16 protein-coding genes are annotated in these 19,993 nt (G+C 46.9%); all 16 read left to right on the top strand.

Translation table 11 applies throughout. The features are described 5' to 3' along the window. Positions 1–316: 316 nt before the first annotated feature. Complete coding sequence (locus GF409_00005) at positions 317–988, top strand: hypothetical protein (GenBank protein ID MBD3425595.1); 672 nt, start codon at positions 317–319, stop codon at positions 986–988. Positions 989–1,018: 30 nt separating this feature from the next. Then, entirely contained in the window at positions 1,019–1,483 is a 465-nt protein-coding gene (locus GF409_00010; GenBank protein MBD3425596.1) for a hypothetical protein, read from the top strand. A gap of 7 nt (positions 1,484–1,490) precedes the next feature. Beyond that, positions 1,491–1,757 carry a hypothetical protein gene (locus tag GF409_00015; GenBank protein ID MBD3425597.1) on the top strand — a complete coding sequence of 89 codons (267 nt, stop codon included), beginning with the start codon at positions 1,491–1,493 and terminating at the stop codon, positions 1,755–1,757. Then, on the top strand, positions 1,747–2,931 hold the full coding sequence (locus GF409_00020; protein MBD3425598.1) for a hypothetical protein: 1,185 nt from the start codon (positions 1,747–1,749) through the stop codon (positions 2,929–2,931). The genes GF409_00015 and GF409_00020 overlap by 11 nt, the downstream gene beginning before the upstream one ends. Positions 2,932–2,944: 13 nt before the next feature. Continuing rightward, a complete protein-coding gene (locus GF409_00025) occupies positions 2,945–3,295 on the top strand; it encodes a hypothetical protein (GenBank protein ID MBD3425599.1) in 351 nt (116 codons plus the stop codon). Positions 3,296–3,593: 298 nt separating this feature from the next. Continuing rightward, positions 3,594–4,037: a cyclic nucleotide-binding domain-containing protein gene (locus tag GF409_00030; GenBank protein ID MBD3425600.1), complete on the top strand. Its 444-nt coding sequence runs from the start codon at positions 3,594–3,596 to the stop codon at positions 4,035–4,037. A gap of 126 nt (positions 4,038–4,163) precedes the next feature. Further along, the gene (locus GF409_00035) at positions 4,164–4,508 is read left to right on the top strand and encodes a DUF2294 family protein (GenBank protein ID MBD3425601.1); all 345 of its coding nucleotides are present in this window, start codon (positions 4,164–4,166) and stop codon (positions 4,506–4,508) included. Between the two features lie 202 nt (positions 4,509–4,710). After that, on the top strand, positions 4,711–6,606 hold the full coding sequence (locus tag GF409_00040; protein MBD3425602.1) for a phosphoenolpyruvate carboxykinase (GTP): 1,896 nt from the start codon (positions 4,711–4,713) through the stop codon (positions 6,604–6,606). Further along, positions 6,603–7,499 (top strand): phosphoribosylaminoimidazolesuccinocarboxamide synthase, encoded by an 897-nt coding sequence (locus tag GF409_00045; GenBank protein MBD3425603.1) that lies wholly within the window; start codon positions 6,603–6,605, stop codon positions 7,497–7,499. Before GF409_00040 ends, GF409_00045 begins: the two co-directional genes overlap by 4 nt. Before the next feature lie 73 nt (positions 7,500–7,572). Beyond that, complete coding sequence (locus GF409_00050; protein MBD3425604.1) at positions 7,573–7,986, top strand: DUF2294 family protein; 414 nt, start codon at positions 7,573–7,575, stop codon at positions 7,984–7,986. Continuing rightward, positions 7,976–8,506, top strand: a complete 531-nt coding sequence (locus tag GF409_00055; protein MBD3425605.1) for a carbonate dehydratase — start codon at positions 7,976–7,978, stop codon at positions 8,504–8,506. Before GF409_00050 ends, GF409_00055 begins: the two co-directional genes overlap by 11 nt. Before the next feature lie 6 nt (positions 8,507–8,512). Further along, positions 8,513–9,049 carry an HAD-IIIA family hydrolase gene (locus GF409_00060; GenBank protein ID MBD3425606.1) on the top strand — a complete coding sequence of 179 codons (537 nt, stop codon included), beginning with the start codon at positions 8,513–8,515 and terminating at the stop codon, positions 9,047–9,049. 264 nt (positions 9,050–9,313) lie between these two features. Further along, positions 9,314–10,978 carry a hypothetical protein gene (locus GF409_00065; GenBank protein MBD3425607.1) on the top strand — a complete coding sequence of 555 codons (1,665 nt, stop codon included), beginning with the start codon at positions 9,314–9,316 and terminating at the stop codon, positions 10,976–10,978. A gap of 173 nt (positions 10,979–11,151) precedes the next feature. Further along, positions 11,152–13,920: a hypothetical protein gene (locus GF409_00070; GenBank protein MBD3425608.1), complete on the top strand. Its 2,769-nt coding sequence runs from the start codon at positions 11,152–11,154 to the stop codon at positions 13,918–13,920. Positions 13,921–13,988: 68 nt separating this feature from the next. Further along, positions 13,989–14,873, top strand: a complete 885-nt coding sequence (pstS, locus tag GF409_00075; protein MBD3425609.1) for a phosphate ABC transporter substrate-binding protein PstS family protein — start codon at positions 13,989–13,991, stop codon at positions 14,871–14,873. 517 nt (positions 14,874–15,390) lie between these two features. Further along, a partial coding sequence (locus tag GF409_00080) for a hypothetical protein (GenBank protein ID MBD3425610.1) occupies positions 15,391–19,993 on the top strand: 4,603 nt, incomplete at its 3' end.

Consider the following 19,993-nt stretch of genomic DNA (forward strand, 5'->3'; position numbering starts at 1 on the left):
AGCCTGCGGCTGCGCCGAGCCCCTCGAGTCAAAGATCCTTCTTCCTGCTTCCATGTATTAAATTCGGTAAAACAATGTCGATCGTTAAATCTGACTTAAAACACTTCACCACTTTAGTTCCCCCTGGGGTACCCCAGGGGGGAATTTTTTTGCTCGGGGAAAAAGATCTAGTATAGAATTTGCATTTATTGCTCATTCATATTTACGTTTCTGCAGTCAGAAGAAACAGGTTTTTCTTAATTTCGTATAGTATTATAGGGAATTTGAATTTTATCTTTATTTTTTGTAAGATAGTGAATAAACTCCTTATTCATTCATGAAGACTTCAAATTTTCCTAAAATAACATTAATCTTTTTCTTATTTATTCTGGCGGGCACCTGTACGGGATTTTCAGATCTATCCGCAGATGCCACTCCGTGGCAGATGTCAACGAGCGGAGAGGAAAAGAACCCAAAAAACTCAAGACCCCGGAATATTTACGGAGAAACCTGCTTTTCCAAAAGAGTATATCTTGATCTGGCGGAACTGGCTCATGATTATTGTGTGTGCGGTGATCATGTTGAAGCCGATCGATTATATAAAAGGCTGCTTGATGAATTTCCACAAAACCACCTAATCTGGAACGATATGGCCGTTAACAGTTTTAGATCCGGGGACATCAACGCATCCGAAAGCGCGTTAAAAAGATCTCTTGAACTTAAACCCGATTATGCGTTAGCCTGGAGGAATATGGCGGTTCTTTGCTGGGAAAGCGATCTTAAGAGGGGAGCCCTTGAATACGCTGTCAAAGCAGCCGGGTTTGGCATGTCGGATAAATATCTCTATTATGCGGTACGCGCTTTTATTCTTGCCTCAGAAGCTTGTGAAGGCCGCCAGAGGGATTTAATGAGACTTCATGCGGAAATCTATTACCGCAAGATAAAGAACCCTTCGAAAAATTTGTTGAACGCAAAGAAAAAAATTAATAAGGTGAATCCATGTAAATAGAAAGGAATCAGCATGATCATATCAAAAGCAATGAAATCTGCTTTGTCTTCATTATTGGTCTTTACCCTGTTCTTGGGAGTAGCGGGCTGCGGGGACGGCGAAATATCCGTTACGGAAAAAACGGGAAAAAGATCTTCTGATGCTTTTTCCGCGACTTCCGTTGTAGACAGACAGGAGCTGGAGAAGAAAATGTCCGATCTGGGCCTTGAATTATATCGAGGAGCCGAGTTTTCTGAGATCAAGAAAGGAAGAGGCGACAATTACATGCTTGTGTATACAGTTCCGGACACTTCTCCGGAGAGTGTGAAAAAAGTCAGAACTTTTTATGCCCGGGAAATGAATGAGATAGCGTTGAAAAAAGGCCTTAAGAAGATAAGCTCAAATCCTCTTATTTATATGGACAGCCAGAATGAAGTGGTGGTGACCATTTCCAATTACTTGCCTCTGGGCAAAGACGAGCATGTTCTTACTTTTATATTTCCCGTAAAAGAATAGAAGCGTCATGAAGAATATATTATTTAGAATAATTATAGGTCTGCCTGTCTTTGCCGGTTTGTGGTTCATTGTTTCAATTCTGGGGCTTATGGTGCTTATAGCGTTTATGTTTTTTACACGTAATAACCCGGCTTTTGATCTGGAAATGGGTTGGATGGTCTTCATGCTTTTAGTTCCCGTCGCGGCAGTTATCGTTTCAGTGCCTGTTGCGGTCCGGCTTTCGAGAAAGATAAGCAATAAACTGTTTAAAAAAGGAGCTCTAATTGAAAAGTAGAAATATTCTTTATATCACGTTTCTTGCTTTGTTTCTTTTTCGGGTCCTGCCGTCTTCGGCCGGGACTATCCCGGCTAATATAAAAAAAGTGGCAGTTGTAGAGTTCAAGGGCCCCGGCAGTAGTGGAGAATATGCGGAGGCTGACCTTGTGAGCCAGATATTGGACAGCGGGCTGTATACGGTTGTCGAAAGGCAGAAGCTGGACCAGGTCCTTAAAGAGCAGGGTATGGTTGCCGCTGATTTCGTTGATACCCGGAAGATACAGAAAATCGGAAAGATACTGGGAGTGGATGCTATTATTTTCGGAAATGTTAATACATTTAAAGTGGAAGACGATAAAGGGACTAAACCCGTCGAGAAAGTGCACAAGGAATGGGTGGAGAAAAAATACCATACCGCAGGAGGCCAGGAAAAATACCGTAAACAGCTTCAAAAAACACCTTATTATGTTAATGAACCCTATTTGTACAGAAGGGGTACGGTTTCGGTGTCATATAAGATGATCGATATTAAGAACGGGACCGTGATCACACAGAACTTGCTTACAGAAAGCTATAATTCCGCCAATGCTAAGCCGGTCAAAAAGCTTTTCGGAGGTGTTAATTACGAACCTCTCAAGCCCGAGGAGGTTCCTGCTAAGGAAGCGGTGCTTGATATGCTTCTTGAGAAAGTCACCCGCCAGTTCGTCTCTTATCTCAAAGAGAATACATACCGAAAAAATAAATACATGGCAAAGAATAAAGTCAGAAAAATAACTAAACCGGTGGAGCTTACACGGTCTTGCGCCAATGGACGAACTATGAAAATAAAGGATTTGGAGTTTTTCGGGGGCGTGGACGGTCCGGAATATGCTTCAAAAAGTTTCAAGCCAGGGCAGAAAGTTTGGCTTACCTTTAAAATAATAAATTATAAACAGACCTCAAAGGGGGAGATATGGATCAAAGAAGATCTTTTGCTGGAAGATCCCGAGGGAGGGCTGATCATGGTCAGATTGAATATTTTGGACCTTCACAAGGTATACCCGAAAGACCTGGACAATGAGCCCTTACCCGTAAAAAACGATATAAAATTACCCGACGATGCCGTGAAAGGCCGTTACAAAGTAAAAATAAGAGTTCTGGATAACATTGTCATAGATGCAGATGTCGAGGAAGAAAGAATATATGTCGAATGAACGGGGGGTTAAGGTGGGAAAACTTAAGATCGTTGCATTAATATTAATGCTTGTGACGATGTTTGCCGTGAACGGATTCGGTATCGACTTAAAGGGGAAATGGGTCAGTGTGGAGCATTATATCGGTGACAAGGAAATGCCATTTCTGGCAGGTAAATCCGTTTTTAATTTTGGCCCCGAGAATAAATATGTACATGATATGGGCGGCTTCAGTAAAGAGGAAGGAACCTACAAAATAGAAGGGGATACTGTTTTGTTTATTCTTCCCGATGGAACTGAAAAAAAGGCCACTATAAAAGGTAATAAATTTATTGTTACGAACGAATTGACGAAGGTCAAAATAGTGTATGGCAGCAAAGAGTAACTATTTGTGACCGGCAACAATGTATAACTAGTTCAAGAGCATTTCATAGGTGCTTACCAAATATAAAAAATATTTCTTGTATGTGGTGAAATTAAATAGAGGAATATTAATAACACCATAGGCCAAAGAGATTCGGATCCAAAGATTTTCACCATTTTGTCAACTTCTGGGTGACCAGAGGGGGATATTTTGGGTAAAATTCGTCATTACTGGCTAAACAATGTATAATTTAGCTACTAGACTGAATTTAATAAAATATAGTCATTCGTAAGCGAACAATAAAAACAAGGAGGAGACCATGGTGGAAACCCTTGAGCCGATCCTGAAAAAACATCCCTTTTTCAAAGACCTGCAGCAGGAATATCTTGACTTTATTGTGGGGTGTGCCTCGAATGTGGTATTCAAAGAGAAGGATCTTATTCTAAAGGAGAATGATCCGGCCGATAAATTTTATCTTATCCGCGAAGGGATGGTCGCGATCCAAATAACCAATAAAATCACTATTCAGACACTCCAGAGCGGCGATATCCTTGGGTGGTCTTGGCTTATTCCTCCGTATAAATACAGGTTTAACTGCAAGGCTGTTGAAAAAGTGCGCGCTATAGCATTAGATGGAAAATGTCTGAGAGAGAAGTGCGAGAAGAACCATGACCTGGGATACGAACTACTTAAGAGACTTACCGTCGTTTTTACTCAGCGACTTGAAGCTACCAGGAAGCAGATCGTATCGCTTACGACATGAAGATGCTCGGGCTGTGCGATTATCTGGCAGTGATCACGGAAATCCGTATTTTCTGCTTGGAACTATCGCAACTTGTGTAACTCTGCTATAATAAGAACAAACAGCTATTATCAAAAGGACGGTTGTATGGCGGAAAAGACCAAAGGACAGATAGAAGCGGAAATAAGCGAGGCCATAATAAAATTCGAGATCGACCATATGGGAAGAGGTCCCAAAGAAGCGAAGACCTATCTAATGGACGATATGGTCTTTATCAGGCTCAAGGGAGTTCTTACCCCTGCCGAAGAGCAGCTTGCCAAGACCGCAGAAGGCGCTGACCTTATAAAGAAAACAAGGGTCCAGTTATTGGAAGGCGCGCGGGTCCTGCTTGAGAAGATCATTATGGATATCACCGGATTTCAGATAAAAAGCCTGCATTCTGATATAAGTACAAAGACCGGTGAAAGGGTTATTGTTCTGACATTTGAATGATCCAAGACTATTGACAGTTCGCGGCAAATTTGATATCTTAGTAACTGAGAGAAAGACATATTGGTAGATTAAAGGGGAATTCCTTGTTAAAAGGAGTTGCCTGCTAGTAAGCCGACATTAACTGTAGTTCTCCCTAATAGGGGAAAAAGACAGAAGATGTCGGCTTTTTTTATGCAAACCGAAGAAAGCAGGAGGAAAGAGGATGAAAGAAAAACACGCGGATTTATTAAAGGAAAAATGCAGCGTCGGCAGTTACGAAAAACTGACAGAACTTGACAACCCGAAGCTTCAAGAGTTCATCGCTGAATATATAGGACTTTGCAGTCCCGACAGCGTTCATGTCTGCGATGACTCAAAAGAGGACAAAGAATATATAAGGAACAAGGCAGTTGAGAATAAAGAAGAGCTGAAGCTTGCCATGGAAGGGCATACCGTACATTTCGACGGCGAGAAGGACCAGGCCAGGGATAAGCAGCAGACAAAATATCTTCTGCCTCCCGGAATGGACCTTGGCCCGGATCTTAATTCTGTCGACAAGCAGGAAGGCCTGGAAGAAGTCAAAGGTTATCTCAAGGACATCATGAAAGGCAAAGAAATGTATGTATTGTTCTTCTGCCTCGGGCCCACGGATTCGGAATTTTCGATACCCTGCGTGCAGATAACGGATTCGAGCTATGTGGCCCATTCAGAATATATCCTGTACAGGTCAGGTTATGAACAGTTCAGAAAGTTAGGCGATTCGGGGGATTTTTTCAGATATGTTCATAGCGCCGGAGAACTGACAGATGGGGTCAGTAAAAATATCGATAAAAGAAGGGTTTATATAGACCTTGAGGATAATATCGTTTACAGCACAAATACCCAGTATGCGGGCAATACCGTCGGGCTTAAGAAACTTTCCTTGAGACTGGCCATTCAGAAAGCTTCAAGAGAAGGGTGGCTTGCCGAGCATATGCTTCTGATGGGTGTTAACGGCCCCGAGGGAAGGAAGACATATTTTGCCGGGGCTTTTCCCAGTGCCTGCGGGAAGACTTCGACCGCGATGATAGAAGGCGAAACTATCGTGGGAGATGATATAGCATATTTAAGGAATAAAGAAGGCAAAATATACGGAGCGAACGTTGAAAGCGGGATATTCGGCATTATCCGCGACGTTAACCCCGAAAATGATCCCGTTATCTGGGAAGCGCTGACAAGACCAGGCGAGGTGATATTTTCAAATGTTCTGATGAACGATGAGGGCGTTCCTTTCTGGCTTGGAGACGGCAGAGAAACACCCGGGAAAGGAAGGAATTATTCCGGGGAATGGACAAAGGATAAAAAAGATAAAGAAGGTAACCAGGTCACGCCTTCACACAAGAACGCCCGTTATACGGTGAACCTTCACGCTTTGAAAAACGTTGACCCAAAACTTGATGACCCCGAAGGGGTTATAGTCAGGGGAATAATTTACGGAGGAAGAGATTCCAGCGTGTGGCCGCCGGTGCAGCAGGCTTTCGACTGGACGCACGGTGTGGTCACCATGGGGGCGGCCCTTGAGTCGGAAACAACCGCAGCGACATTGGGCAAAGAGGGCGTCAGGCAATTCAACCCGATGTCTAATCTGGATTTTGTTTCGATACCCCTCGGCAGATACATAGAAAACCACTTGAATTTCGTCAAGAATGTGGATGATCCGCCGGTCATCTTCGCGGTGAACTATTTCCAGAAGGATTCAGAGGGCAATTATCTTACCGAGATGGAGGATAAGCGCGTATGGGTCAAATGGATGGAGCTGCGCGTGAACGGAGACGTGGGCGCGATAAAAACACCTACAGGGTATATCCCCAAATATGAGGACCTTAAAAGACTCTTCAAGGAGGTGCTGGGAAAGGAGTATACCCAGGAACAGTACATAGAACAATTCACGTTAAAAGTCCTGGAGAACCTGGCGAAGATCGAGAGGATCTATGAAATATACAGCACTAAGGTCGCCGATACTCCGAATATATTGTTTGAGGAACTCATGGAGCAGGAAAACAGATTATCCAGGGAGGCCGGACAGAATAAATATGTGAGTCCCTATGTGTTTCAGCGGAAACAGGAGGTGAGGAAATGACCGATTCAACAATAAAACTGACTCGTCTGGGAGATATAAATTTTCACAAAAGAGGGAAAGTCAGGGATATCTATGATCTCGGGGAACACCTTTTGATGGTTTCCACCGACAGGATCTCCTGTTTTGACGTGGTGCTCCCGACCGTTATACCCCAAAAGGGGGAGGTGCTGACCAGACTTTCGGAATTCTGGTTCGATCATACCGGAGATATCATAGAGAATCATTTTATCAGCTCGAGCGTGGATGATTTCCCCGAGAATTTAATGAAGTACAGGTCAGATATACAGGGAAGATCGATGCTTGTTAAAAAAACCAGACCTGTCCCTGTCGAATGTGTTGTACGCGGGTACTTATCCGGGTCCGGATGGGAGGAATACAGCAAAGATGGGTCCATATGCGGGATAAAACTCCCTGAGGGGATGAAGGAGTCCGATAAATTGCCGGAACCCATTTTTACCCCGGCCACGAAAGAAGAGACCGGGCATGATGTGAATGTCTCACAGGAATTCGTTGGAAACGCCCTTGGCAAGGAATTGACCGAAAGGCTGAAGGATACAAGCCTCGCGCTTTATAAAAAGGCCAGCGCATATGCCCTTGAAAAGGGGATAATAATAGCTGACACCAAATTCGAGTTCGGCTGGCACGATAATAAGCTTATCCTTATCGACGAGGTTCTGACCCCCGATTCGTCAAGGTTCTGGCCCAGGGACCAGTACGCACCGGGAAAACCCCAGCCGAGCTTTGATAAACAGTATGTACGTGATTATCTTAAGACACTCGATTGGGATAAAACTTATCCGGGTCCCGAACTGCCACAGGAAGTTATCCTGAAGACAACGGAAAAATATCTGCAGGCGCTCAAGATGCTGACCGGAGAAAGCGTCAAAGCGTGATCCGTTTAGCCCGGCATCGATGTAAGGGAAAAATATCACTGGTTAATAAAATCCGATGGATAAGGAACCTTAAATGAAAGTTACTTCCAAGAGCGCAATAGAAGACTCCGTGAACCAGGCCATGAACAAATTCCTAAGAGAACACTTGGGGGAGCGTTCTGCTAAGGTCACAACTAAAATATTCGCCGATACGATAGTGATACGGGAGCGCGAAGTACTGCCCCCCGCGGAAAGGCATATGCTGAGAGACAAAAAGGGAATGGTGATGATAAAAGAGCTTAAGAAAAAGCTCATGGAAAGGGCCTCCCCTCTTTTAAGAGAGATTATCGAAGAACTGACGGGAGCCGAAGTGGTTGATTTCCACCTTGACATGGACATAAATACAGGTGAGCGTATCGAGATATTCACTTTGGACCAGGACATAGAAAGCCCGCTTGCGCATAAAAGCGCAAAGATAAAAAAAGGAGATTCCGAACATGGCGAATGATCCAAAGCGCGGAAGGCCCCGAATAGACAAGGGAAGTTATATCCATCCCACCGCCGTTATTATCGGTAATGTCAAGATCGGCAAGAAAGTCTTTGTGGCTCCCGGAGCGGTCATAAGGGCGGATGAACCCGGCAGCTCCATCTTTATAGAGGATTGCTGTAATATCCAGGACAGGGTCATAATCCACGGGTTGGAAGGGTCAAGGGTGTTGATCAAAGAGAGGACTTCCGTTGCGCACGGAGCTATAGTACACGGTCCCTGCATAATAGGCGAAAATTGCTTTATCGGATTCGGGTCGATAGTGTTCGATGCGGATATCGGGAACGATGTTATAATCAAGCATTCGGTGGTCATCGAAAAATCAAAGATCCCCCCGAGTAAGATTGCGGATTCAGGCATGATAATTAGCGGGCGTTCGGACGCAGACCGTTTACGGGACGTTGACCAAAAGACGAAAGAATTCGCCGAAAATGTGATAAAGGTCAACTTGGAACTTGCCAGAAGTTATCAGGACACGTAGAAAGATATGATAAAAGCGGTGTTTTTGGACAGGGACGGAACAATAAACGAGGACAGGGGATACGTGTATTCCAGCGACAGGCTTGTTCTTATCCCCCGTTCCATAGAAGCCTTGAAACTCCTGGAGGAGGAATTCTCACTTTTTATAGTAACAAATCAATGTGGAATAGGAGAAAACGTCTTCAGTCAGCGGGAGTATCTTGATTTCAATGAGTATTTTCAATCCCTCCTACGCGATAACGGTATATACATAAAAGATACTTACTGTTGTCCTCACAAGAAAGAACAAAGGTGTATCTGCCGCAAACCCAAGACCTACTTTTTGGAAAAAGCCGCAAAAGAATATGACATTGATATAGTGAATTCCTATGTTGTGGGGGACCACCCTCATGATGTGGAAATGGGTTTTAGAATGGGCGCAAAAACCGTTTATCTTCTCTCGGGCCACGGGACCAGGCACAGGGACGAATTGGGCGCAGCCCCCGATCACATAGAGAAGGATCTTTATGCTGCTTCGGTGCGTATACTTGAGGAGAATCGATAGATCATACGGCAGGACAGACAGGAGTAAGAACACCATCTTAACTCCCCCCGGGAAACCCGGGGGGAGTTTTTTGTTGCGGCGGAAAATCAATGTTCTAATGGGAAGAAGCCTTTTGACCTTCCTGGTGACCGAAAACCTTTGCCATGCGGGGTGGTGGAGTGTAAACTATTTCTAGTATAGAAAACCTTACCATCCTTCTTAAAAAGACCTGGCAGTATACAAGGCGCGGCCAGAGATCTGGTCTGGGGCTCTGAGAATTTCTCTATGAAGAAACTGCTTAAAAAAGTCATTCTGGGCATTATGTCGATAAGATTTAAACTGTTCGAGAAAGACCTTAAAAGGCCCGCCAGGAAACAGAGCGAATTTCTTTTGAACATACTCGCGCGTAATTCCGATACCGAATATGGTCGCAGATACGGTTTCGCAAGCATACATTCGGTCGAAGAGTTCCAGAAGCGCGTTCCGGTCGTTGAGTATGATGATATCGCCGGGCAGATAAACAGGATGCGTAAAGGGGAAAAAGGCGTTATGGCCTCCGAAAGGACCGAATATTTCGGTCTTACTTCCGGCACCACGAATGAACCCAAGTTCATACCAATAACTCCTGCTTGTCGCAGGCTCAAGAAAAGAGTGACCGATCTATGGGCGTATCGCCTCAGCCAGGATCATCCAGAGGTCTTGGAGGGGAAAATACTTGTCGTGGTCAATACCGCCGTAAAAGGGCACACCGAAGGCGGCATTCCTTACGGTTCAGAAAGCGGGTACGCTTACATGAATTTGCCCGGAATTATCAAAAAAATGCATGTCGTCCCCTGCAGGGTTTTTGATATCGGGGATTACCGGGTCAGATATTACTGTATATTGAGGTTCGCGGTCGAGCACAGGGACGTGACAATGGCGGCGAGCCCCAACCCGAACACTTTGTTCATACTTTCCCAGTATCTGCAGGAATGGAAAGACGATATCATAGAGGATGTGCGTAAAGGCGTCATCAGCGCAAAACTTGACATGCCGCTTGATATCAGGCGACACCTCGAGAAGCTATGTCACGCCTCCCCCGGGAGAGCGGACGAACTTGAAGACGTGTTCCGGGCAAGGGGAACTCTTTATCCCAAGGATATATGGCCCCGCATATGCCTTGTTAGCTGCTGGAAGGGCGGCAGCATGAAGGTCTATCTTGACGAAATGGAAAAGTATTTCGGGAAGGTCTCGGTAAGGGATTTCGGGTACATCGCTACGGAGGGCAGGATGTCCCTGCCGGTCGACGACAGCAGGGCAGACGGCATCCTTGCCATAAATTCGAACTTTTATGAGTTCATACCAAGCAGCCAGATCGATAAGGAGCAACCTGATATCCTGAGCTGTGAGCGATTGGAAAAAGGCGAGCAGTATTATGTTGTTCTGACCACCCCGGGAGGTCTCTATCGTTACCAGATGAACGATATCGTTGAAGTAACGGGCTATTACCATAGCACTCCTCTGGTAGAATTCATCCAGAAAGGGTCAAATGTGAGCGATCTATCCGGGGAAAAACTATATGAGTCCCAGGTCGAGGAAGCTATGAGGGAGGCCGCCCGCGAGAACCATCTGCTGATCCACTTCTTTACCTGTGTGGCGTCAGGGGGTTCAAGGCCGCATTACGAGTTTCTGGTGGAATTCGAAGAGGAGCCGGGTAATGAGGCCAAAAAACAGCTGCTCTTTTCGCTGGAAGAACAGCTATCCGCACAGAACTATCTATATGAAAAAAGAAGGAAACAGGACCTTCTCAGGCCTCCGGTGCTAAGGATACTCAGCCCGGGGGATTTCAAAAAATATCGATCAAAAGCCACTAACTCTTCGAACAATGACACCCAGTTCAAACCTTCTAAACTTGTCAGGGATACCTCGTTCCTGGATGAGTTCCAGGTAGAAGAAATCATTGAACTCTGAGACAAGTGCCAAGAAGCGTCCCGCCCCGTCGGGGTAAGGGCCGAAGCGCTCATTCCCCATCGACTTTGATAGTCCTGCGTATATACTGCGTTTTTGCAAATTTCGATGAACTTTTGCTCCGCCGTAACCTGTCTGTCACAATAGATTGGTAAAAATATACACTCGGAGGTCATATGCAAGGAGAAAAAGTCAATTATAAACCGTGTTATATATTGATTATGGCGGCAGTTCTATGCGCTGTGGCGTGCATGCTTTGGCCGGCATCTTCAGGTGCTGAAGGGGGGGTGTGCATAAACGAGATAACCGGGTCCAATTCAATGGTCTTGGACGAGGACGGGGACTCCCCTGACTGGATAGAGATATATAACAGCACCGGGGGAAAAGTGAACCTGCAGGGCTGGTGTTTATCAGACAAACCTGGGAAACTTACCAGGTGGGTATTCCCCGAGAGGATCATGGGACCGGGGGAGTATCTTCTTGTTTTCGCTTCGGGAAAACACAGGGCCCGACGGTCTGAACCCCTGCATACGGATTTCAAGATATCTGACAATGACAGGGGGATATATCTCTCCGATGAGGCCGGTGTTCTACAGGACCATATCACTATTGACAAATTGCCGCAGGATATATCCTATGGCAGGCATCGCGATACTGGTGAATTGGTGTATTTTCCCTCACCGACCCCTGGGAAAGCCAATACGTCCGCACCTTATTCACCGGTAGTGAAATATTCCGTTGGAGGCGGGTTCTATTCCGAACCGGTCAGCGTGGGCCTGTATACCGAAGGAACCGATTCCAGGATCTATTATACCATCGACGGGTCCACGCCAACCGTGGCATCAGAGGTCTATACCGAGCCGGTCAAGATCGACAAGAACACCACGATCCGCGCCATATCGCTTAAAGGCGGCCATCTTCCCAGCCCGCCGAGCGGTCAGACCTATTTTATAGGTTTCGACAGTAAGGGAATAGCCGTTCTTGCGCTCGCGACCGAACATGATAAGCTTTGGGACCCGCGACACGGGCTTTTCAGGGACATAACTTACAAGGATTACATGCTTAGGGAGAGCGTCAGGGTGCATGTTTCTTATTTCGACGAGGACGGCAACCAGGGGTTTTCCCAGGATGCCACGATAGGCGTCGTCGGTGCAAGTTCGCGTGAGGTCATGATGAGGCCTTTGAAGATAAACGCGGATACTCCTGTAGATCCGATGCACGAAGAATTCAAATACAAGCTCCTTAAGAAGGACATAGAGGCATTCCGCCATATACAGCTGAGGAACAACAACCAGGACGGGGTAAGATATCTTGCCGATCCTGAATGCATGCCTACGATGGGCATGAGGAACGCCCTTTTCTGCGATCTGGTCCGCGGACTTGAAGGCATTGAAATAAGGGATGACAATGGCCCGGTACTTTTCTTTATCAATGGAAAAAACTACGGGATGATGAATATCGGCGAAAAAAGGGATAATACCGGCATAAGCGAGAATAATCCCTCGGTCAGAAGCAGTGACGTCGATCTTGTGGTAGTTCGTGACGATATGGGCATGAGGATCGGCAGGCATATGCTCGGTAAAGGCGCCGCATATATCAGGCATGATTCGCGTGTCGTTTACAAGGGTTACGTGCAGGACGGGGCGATCGAGTACGAGGAGATATCCGCCAGTGCCCGGAGAACGGGAAGCACCAGGGCCGTTGATGATTTCATAGCGCTTGACCCTACCGACAGCAGCCAGCTTGACCCCAAAGGTTACATCGCCTCCATGGCGGCTCATACGATAGCCTGTAACACGGATTACGGTATGAACAATATAGCCTTTTGGAGGGAGGCGCCCGTAGGCGGGGAACCGGGCCCCTTTCATACATATACTTTCGATTTTGATTCCACTTTCGGCCTGGTCAAGTGGCGCGAGGATTATGACACGCTTCTGGATTACAAGGAATACACCAGACTCTTCTCCAAGTTCATGAGCAAGGAAGAATACAGGCTGGCTTTTATCAGGAAAATAGATGAATACTTGAACGGACCCTTCAAACCCGAAAGGGCCTTAGCTGTTATCGATCGGTTGGAGAGGAAAATGGAGCCATGGATAGAGCAGCATCTCGAATTGTGGGCGGACGGGCGGATGGACAGGGAAAAATGGAAAAAGAACGTCAAGCATCTCAAGAAATTCGTTTCGGTGAGGCCCAAGTATGTGAGGATGCATCTGGAGTCCTTTTTCGATTTTCCAGGGTATAGCGAAATGGAGTTTCAGGTCACTCCCGAGGACAATGGCACCATATATATGGATACAGGTGTATTTACCACTCCGTTGGAAGGCAAAGGTTTCTACGCCAAGATTCCTATGAAGATACACGCCAGAGCTTCCAGAGGCGCGGAATTTTCACATTTTCTAATAGACGGTAGAGAGATAGCAGAGACTGAGTATACTTTTACTCCGGAAGACGGCATGAAGATACAGGCCGTCTTCACGAAAGCGCCCTTGGCCCCGGTAGCGGATCTATGTATAAATGAGGTCGTCAGAGCCGGTGACCTAAAACTCATTGACGAAGACGGTAACAGGCAGGATTGGATAGAGATCTACAACGTTACCGAAAGCTCCATTAACATGGGCGGGATGTATATCTCAGATGACGAGGATGATCTGAAGAAATGGCGTTTCCCGGACGTGGAGATAGGTCCGGGAGAATTCCTCGTGGTCTTTCTTTCCGGCAAGAACAGGAAAGATCCCGGGAAGAACCTGCATTCCAATTTCAAGCTGTCCCTTGAGCCGCTTTTTCTGGTTGACGCCGATGGCGAGAAGATAACCGACAGGATAACTCTCGAGGAGATGAAAAGCATCGAGAAGGATTGTTCGGGGATCAAGTCACCGGATGGGGCATCACTTTTTGGGTCTTCAGCCATAGCAACGCCGGGACGTCCGAATATAAAAGGGTGACATTATTAATTCAGAGTGATAATTAAGATATCAAAATCAGAACAACCAGGAATAAAAAGGAGGATAAGATGATCAAGAACTTTAAAATGATGACGGCCATAATTGTCATGACCGCGATCGCGGCGGTACTGTCTTCAGAAGCGAGGCAGCAGCTGCAGGTCAGAGGTTCTGACACTATGGTGAACCTGATTCAGCGGATGTCAGAAGTATACATGGAGAAGCATCCCGGTAACAATGTTGTTGTCACCGGGGGCGGGTCTGGTACTGGCATAGCTGGATTGAGGAACCGGACCGTTGATATCGCCGACTCTTCGCGTGAGATCAGGCGGAGGGAGATTATAGATTCAAGGGCAAAAGGAGTGGACCCGGTCCGCATAATAATCGCCAGAGACTGTATAACGATAGTCGCCAATAAGAACAATAACGTTGATAAACTTACCACCGACCAGCTCGGTGCTATTTTCAGGGGGGATATAACCAACTGGAAAGAAGTCGGGGGGAAAGACATGCCGATAACTCTATATGGCCGGCAGTCCAACTCCGGTACATTTGTTCTTTTCCGCGAAGAGGTGCTTAAAGGTGACTATTCCGACGAGATGAGAAGAATGAACGGTAACGCCCAGATCATCGAGTCGATAAAAACCGATAAAACAGGTATAGGTTATGTTGGTGTGGGACACGCCAAGAACAGTAGTGGAATCGCTGTTATAAGTGTCTCAGGCGGTGAGAATTCGGAGTATATCGATCCGACACAGATCAGTGCCAGTAAAGCTGATGATTATCCCATAGCCAGAAAGCTCAACCAGTACACGAATGGTGCACCTTCTGGAGATACCAAAAAGTTCATAATGTTCGAATTAAGTCCCGAAGGACAGAAGATCTGTGAAGAAATGGGCTTTTTCCCGGTATCAACGGAAGATAAGGAGCATAACGAGCAGATGCTTGGAGGTTAAGGGAACAACATTTTCAAGTAATAAGAAGAATATGAACAAAACAGGGGTCTTTATGACCCCTATTTTAAGAGCGCCCCGACAAATACCCCTAAATCCTTTCATATAAAAAACTTACACATATTTTCATCAATATGTCTTTATCCGGACATTTCGGCTAAATAATTATAATATATAAACATGTAATACATTTGTAACCCTTCCTTGAAAACGCGGCCAGTGTTAGTATAATAAAAAGTAGAGTAATGGATCTTCGGAGGATTCAGATACAAGCAAGCGGATAATATAACTGAATATGATAATGCGGGTATTATTTTTTACGCCCGCAAAGTTAGCAAAACAAAAAATCAAAATCTGTGCCATAATCAGTTTTGATCCGATAACTCTTTGTCCGGGGCATATACAAATACAAAATACATCTTAATAAAAGAATATCCGGGAAAGTTAGTAAAATAAATAGTCACAAAGTTGTGACATTCTTGTTGCAGTATATTAGATATAAAATGATATAAAATTTGATATGAATCTAAGAAAAAGCAAGCTTATTAAGATCATAGCCATCATATTGATATTTACGCTCTTGAGCGAAGAGATCGCCAGGGCTGATGGATTTTCTCTGTTTGCTCCAAAGGATAAACTCCAGCCCCAGTATTTTTCCGGTCCGATAAATAACATTCTGCAGCACGAAAACTACATCAAATTCACTCTACAGTATATCTTAGAAAACTCTGTGTCCGAGATAGCAGAGAACCAGAGGCGTATCTTTGACCATAAACTCGTTCCAGGTAAGGGTTTTGTTTTTGATTTCAGGGAAGACCGGAAAAACAGTGAGAACGGGAAAAGAAAAGAGGGTTCGAATTGGGTCATTCCCTGCGCGATCGGTGACATAGATGAGATCCGGGAAGAACATGTGTACAGGTGGCCATATGAAGCTATTGTAAATGAGGATAAAGAAGTTCTCCGGATACGCAAAAGAGGCGAAAAACGGGAACTCTATGCCCCGAAAAACGACCAGAAGCCCGGGAAGTCCCAAATCGAAACTGAAAAAGGATCTTTTACCCGTCCCGTTGAAGAAGAACATGATCAAAGCGCTCAGTTAGATGGGGAAAAAACGCGCGCTCCTCCGGAAATAGATCCTGCTCCTAAAACCTCAGGTATTGAGTCACCCCACGAACCCCCGTTATCCGAAACTCTCAAGAAACTGCTCAAGACAGCCGCTTCCATTCACGGTTGGGAAAAACCTTCCTACAGGATGGGCCAGATAGAAGCCATCAATAAACTCAAGGACGGCACATCGGTAGAACTCAGGACCGGCGGCGGGAAGACCCTTACCCTGGGTGGTGCCGCACTCATGAGGTATATCCACACGGGTGAAAGAACACTTATTCTCACCCATGAAGATGCCCTGACAGAACAGGCGATGAGTAAGGACAGGATGGGAGAAGTCCTGAGCCACATGGGAGTGGCCACAGGCTTCATATTGCCTGATGAAACAGGAGAAGTCAAGGGTGTGCTTTACAGGGACGGCAGAAGTGAACGGACCAGTGCTGAAGAAGTATACAGGGAAGCCGCGATAATATATGCGAAGTGGGACAGGATCATACACCGGTATATGGGAGAGAAGAACGATTCTCAGAAGGAGGTCCTTAGCAAGAACAAGTATTTCACGCTGTTTGATGAGGCCGATCTTATGCTGGTCTTCGGCGCGGCCACTCCGGCGATTATTTCATCAGGCGGACTCGATAACGGCAAGACCAGGCTTGAAATACGCAAGCGGATAGATGGTTTTGTTGCAAGGGAGATATTGACCGATAAGAACACTTATTATGCACCTCTGGGGACGAAAGAGGTCTATCTGTCACTCTCCGGACAAAAGAAGACCAGGAAGGTATTGGAGGACATCGCTGCGATCTCGGATACGCACGCGGATATCGTGAAGCTCAGCGGGGAAACTTTCGTGCTGGACGCGTTAAGGGCGCATCTTTTTTACCATGAGGGCGAACAGTATTTTGTCAAAAGGGACGTTTCGGGAGAAGTAATCGGTGTTCTCGTGCGCGACGAGCAGACGGGCGCTCCCAAGGGTACGGTCACCCGTGACGAAAGAACCGGCCAATTGATCAGAAAAGGCATGTCCTTCGGCGAAGGTCTTCAGCAGGCCGTTGAAATAATGGCCGGTGTACCCGTCGGGAACCTCACCCCGGAAACCAAGACGGGGATGTCCATGACCATAGTTCATTTTCTGCGCAGCGGCGAGATAATAACGGATTTCGCCGGGGCCAGCGGGACGATGGAGACAGAACGTTTTCAGAGCATCTATCCCGGGAAGAAAGTGGAAAGCGTTGAAGGTGCCACCGAAAGGCTGATATCCACCGGGCACCACGGTTTCAGTTCGAAAAGTAAAAAAAGGCGGGAGCTATTAAAGAGACTCCGCCAGAAGATAGGCGATCACCAGCCAATACTGTTAAAGGCCGCATCCGACGCTGAAACGGAACAACTGAAGACCTTTTTGGAGTCCAGCCTCAAGGAAGAACTCTCCTCCGGCGGGATAATTGTAAATACAGCCGACGGGTCCTCACCGGCGGACTTCTCATCAAAAATAGCGCAGGCGGGTCATGCGAACGTAATAACCATCGTGACGAACCTGGCGCACAGAGGTATCGATATCGAAATAAAGGGTACAACGCTCAATCCGGATGGAACGGAAGGGGAGGAGGTCCCTCTGGTGAACGGAAAGATCCCGGGACTTCACGTCATATCACTTTATCTTGATGAGGCGGAAGCCTTCGAGATACAGACCAAGGGTAGAGCCGACCGGGGTAAAGATGAAGTGCAGGGTTCCTGGGAAGGGTTGTTTTCGCTCGATGAAAACCTCTTCACAAGGCACAAGGAACTACTCTCCCACCATCTGGTTGGCCTACGGAGGGCCATAGCTAGAGACGAGAAGGAACGGATAGAGAAACTTATCGCCGAGGTCCGTGAACTTATCGTAAGCGAGAAGAACAAGACCGATGAAAAGAAGCGCAAGTATGAGGACGAGGTATTCGAATACCAGATGAGAATATTACGTCTTCTGGGAATCACCCGGGGAGAAAAGAATTTTACCTCTTTCCTCAGGGGTATAGGCGCATACGAGGCTATTGCCGCGGATTGTTCTTCAGATGAAGAACTTTCCGAAAAACTACTCGCGCTTCGAGGTGCTATACAGACAAAGATACACGAGGCTCTCGAACTTTTTCAAACGGAACAGCAGAGAACAAGGAGCAGGATAAACTATCTGGCAAGCCTTTCTCAGCTTGGGGTAAGAGGAGCCTTCACGCAGCTCAACGAGGAATTGATAACCGCGACAAGGCTCGTGCGGAACTACAGGTTGAAGGTAAAGGATACCCGGGAATTCCTACGGGACCTTTTAACCGCATCCATGGGAGAAGGTATTTCCCGCGTAAAGCCTAGAACGCCTGGAACAAGCAACCGCGGAGCGGCGTTTGTTGAAGTAGTGAGCATTATGGCGGTTGTAAGCGCGGCGGCGCTCATTTCTCTCTGGGGTATACAGCCGCTACTTTCGTCTATCACGGATCCGGTCAGGCTTTCCCTTGTGTCATATCCCTTTGTTTCGACGGTGACCGCCACGACGCTTCTTATACCGGCGGTTTATCTCAGGCAGGCGTTCGCCCGGAAGATATCGCAACTTGACAACTCGACCGTCGATTTTCTGAGGTTTACGGCAGGAATAGGCCGGGGAAGCGGGATAAAAGCTTTCCTGAAATGGATCGGCAAGATGGTGCTTCAGATACTAGCTGGCCCGGGACTTTATGCGGGAGCGGGCACGCTCATAGCCGCGGTATCTCATCCGGTCATTCTCGCCGGCTATGCGCCGATAGCTGTTCCGGCGGCGCTTACCGGTATCGGGCTGGCTCTGATCGCTAATCTGGCCTTGATATATATTCACAATGGTCAATTCAGCAAGGTGAAACACGTCCAGCCGGGGCGTTTCCAGCACGGGTTCGATGTCTTCGTCAGGTCGATCGCTATATCGACCGGTCTATTGATAGCTATGCAGATAGGCGCCGGTTCCTTCGTTCCCACGGCTCTCGCCGCTGGAATAGTGCTTGCCTCGTCTATAGTGTCGGGTATCGCTAGCTGGAAAGCAGGCGCCGGATTTTATAAGGACCGACTCTCCTGGAGGATAGGTGCGCTGGGCGGCGTCCTGTCGACCGGGGGGCTGGTCGCTCTTGCTTCCCTGATCGGTTCGGGCAGCGTTTTCGGATCAGCGCTATCGCTGCTCAGGATCACGGTAGGCATTTTGGGAGTCGGTATAGTCTTGCTGCAGACTCTGCAGGCCCGTAAACTCGCAGAGGAGGCATCCCGGGAAGGTCAGAACCCGGTCAGGGCGGCGGTTGAGTCCTTTCTGCCCAGCACACGCAATATCATGATGTACGCAACCGCTATCCCGGCGGCTGTGCTAAATTTTACAGGCATTGCCCCTGCATCAATATTTCTCGTCGGTGTTACCTGCGGAGTGTTCCTGGTATACCGCTATAGCGTGAACATGGAAAAGCTCGTGGGAAGGTCCCTTTCAAAAGGGATCACAAAAGCTATGGGCGGCAGCATATTGATGAGCGCAGGCGTTACGCCCGTGGTCGTATTCCCAGAAAGAGCGTATGAAGCGCAGGAAGAGAGACTTGAATTAAGAGATTGGCTGCTTGAGAGCGGAACCCTCAGTGAGGTCCAAGCGAAAGCGCTCAGGCAGATGAGAACATATTCTAAAGAACAGTTCGCCGGCCTCAGGATACTTGGTCGGAATATTGAAAGTGTTCTGGATTCGGTCATGGATGATGGCGACCATTTACAGGATGCGGAAAAAGAAAACACTCAAGTTCCTCCGGACGGGGAGGGGAAGGATGTTTCTATAGACAAGGCCCCCGAGAAGCTGCTCCCTGAGCAGCAGAGACTTCTTGCTGATTCTCCACTGGCCATAACCCTTATAGCTTCACATATGGAGACGAAGGCACCTGTTGGTCTCCCGCGCCAGACGAATGAAAAGAAAAGGACCAAGCAGGATCCTGTCGACTTCATCCATGTAAGGAATATCAGCGAAAGCACGGTTAATCTTGCCGATTACAGCA

The sequence above is a fragment of the Candidatus Omnitrophota bacterium genome, assembly GCA_014728045.1.
Taxonomy (GTDB): Bacteria; Omnitrophota; Gorgyraeia; order Tantalellales; family Tantalellaceae; genus WJMH01.

Bases quoted from the DNA above. Each gene is read 5' to 3' on its own strand.
- GF409_00065 (MBD3425607.1), top strand. From the start codon at position 9,314: ATGAAGAAACTGCTTAAAAAAGTCATTCTGGGCATTATGTCGATAAGA.
- GF409_00050 (MBD3425604.1), top strand. From the start codon at position 7,573: ATGAAAGTTACTTCCAAGAGCGCAATAGAAGACTCCGTGAACCAGGCC.
- GF409_00005 (MBD3425595.1), top strand. From the start codon at position 317: ATGAAGACTTCAAATTTTCCTAAAATAACATTAATCTTTTTCTTATTT.
- GF409_00055 (MBD3425605.1), top strand. From the start codon at position 7,976: ATGGCGAATGATCCAAAGCGCGGAAGGCCCCGAATAGACAAGGGAAGT.
- GF409_00045 (MBD3425603.1), top strand. From the start codon at position 6,603: ATGACCGATTCAACAATAAAACTGACTCGTCTGGGAGATATAAATTTT.
- GF409_00060 (MBD3425606.1), top strand. From the start codon at position 8,513: ATGATAAAAGCGGTGTTTTTGGACAGGGACGGAACAATAAACGAGGAC.
- GF409_00070 (MBD3425608.1), top strand. From the start codon at position 11,152: ATGCAAGGAGAAAAAGTCAATTATAAACCGTGTTATATATTGATTATG.
- GF409_00015 (MBD3425597.1), top strand. From the start codon at position 1,491: ATGAAGAATATATTATTTAGAATAATTATAGGTCTGCCTGTCTTTGCC.
- pstS (MBD3425609.1), top strand. From the start codon at position 13,989: ATGATCAAGAACTTTAAAATGATGACGGCCATAATTGTCATGACCGCG.
- GF409_00030 (MBD3425600.1), top strand. From the start codon at position 3,594: ATGGTGGAAACCCTTGAGCCGATCCTGAAAAAACATCCCTTTTTCAAA.
- GF409_00010 (MBD3425596.1), top strand. From the start codon at position 1,019: ATGAAATCTGCTTTGTCTTCATTATTGGTCTTTACCCTGTTCTTGGGA.
- GF409_00035 (MBD3425601.1), top strand. From the start codon at position 4,164: ATGGCGGAAAAGACCAAAGGACAGATAGAAGCGGAAATAAGCGAGGCC.
- GF409_00040 (MBD3425602.1), top strand. From the start codon at position 4,711: ATGAAAGAAAAACACGCGGATTTATTAAAGGAAAAATGCAGCGTCGGC.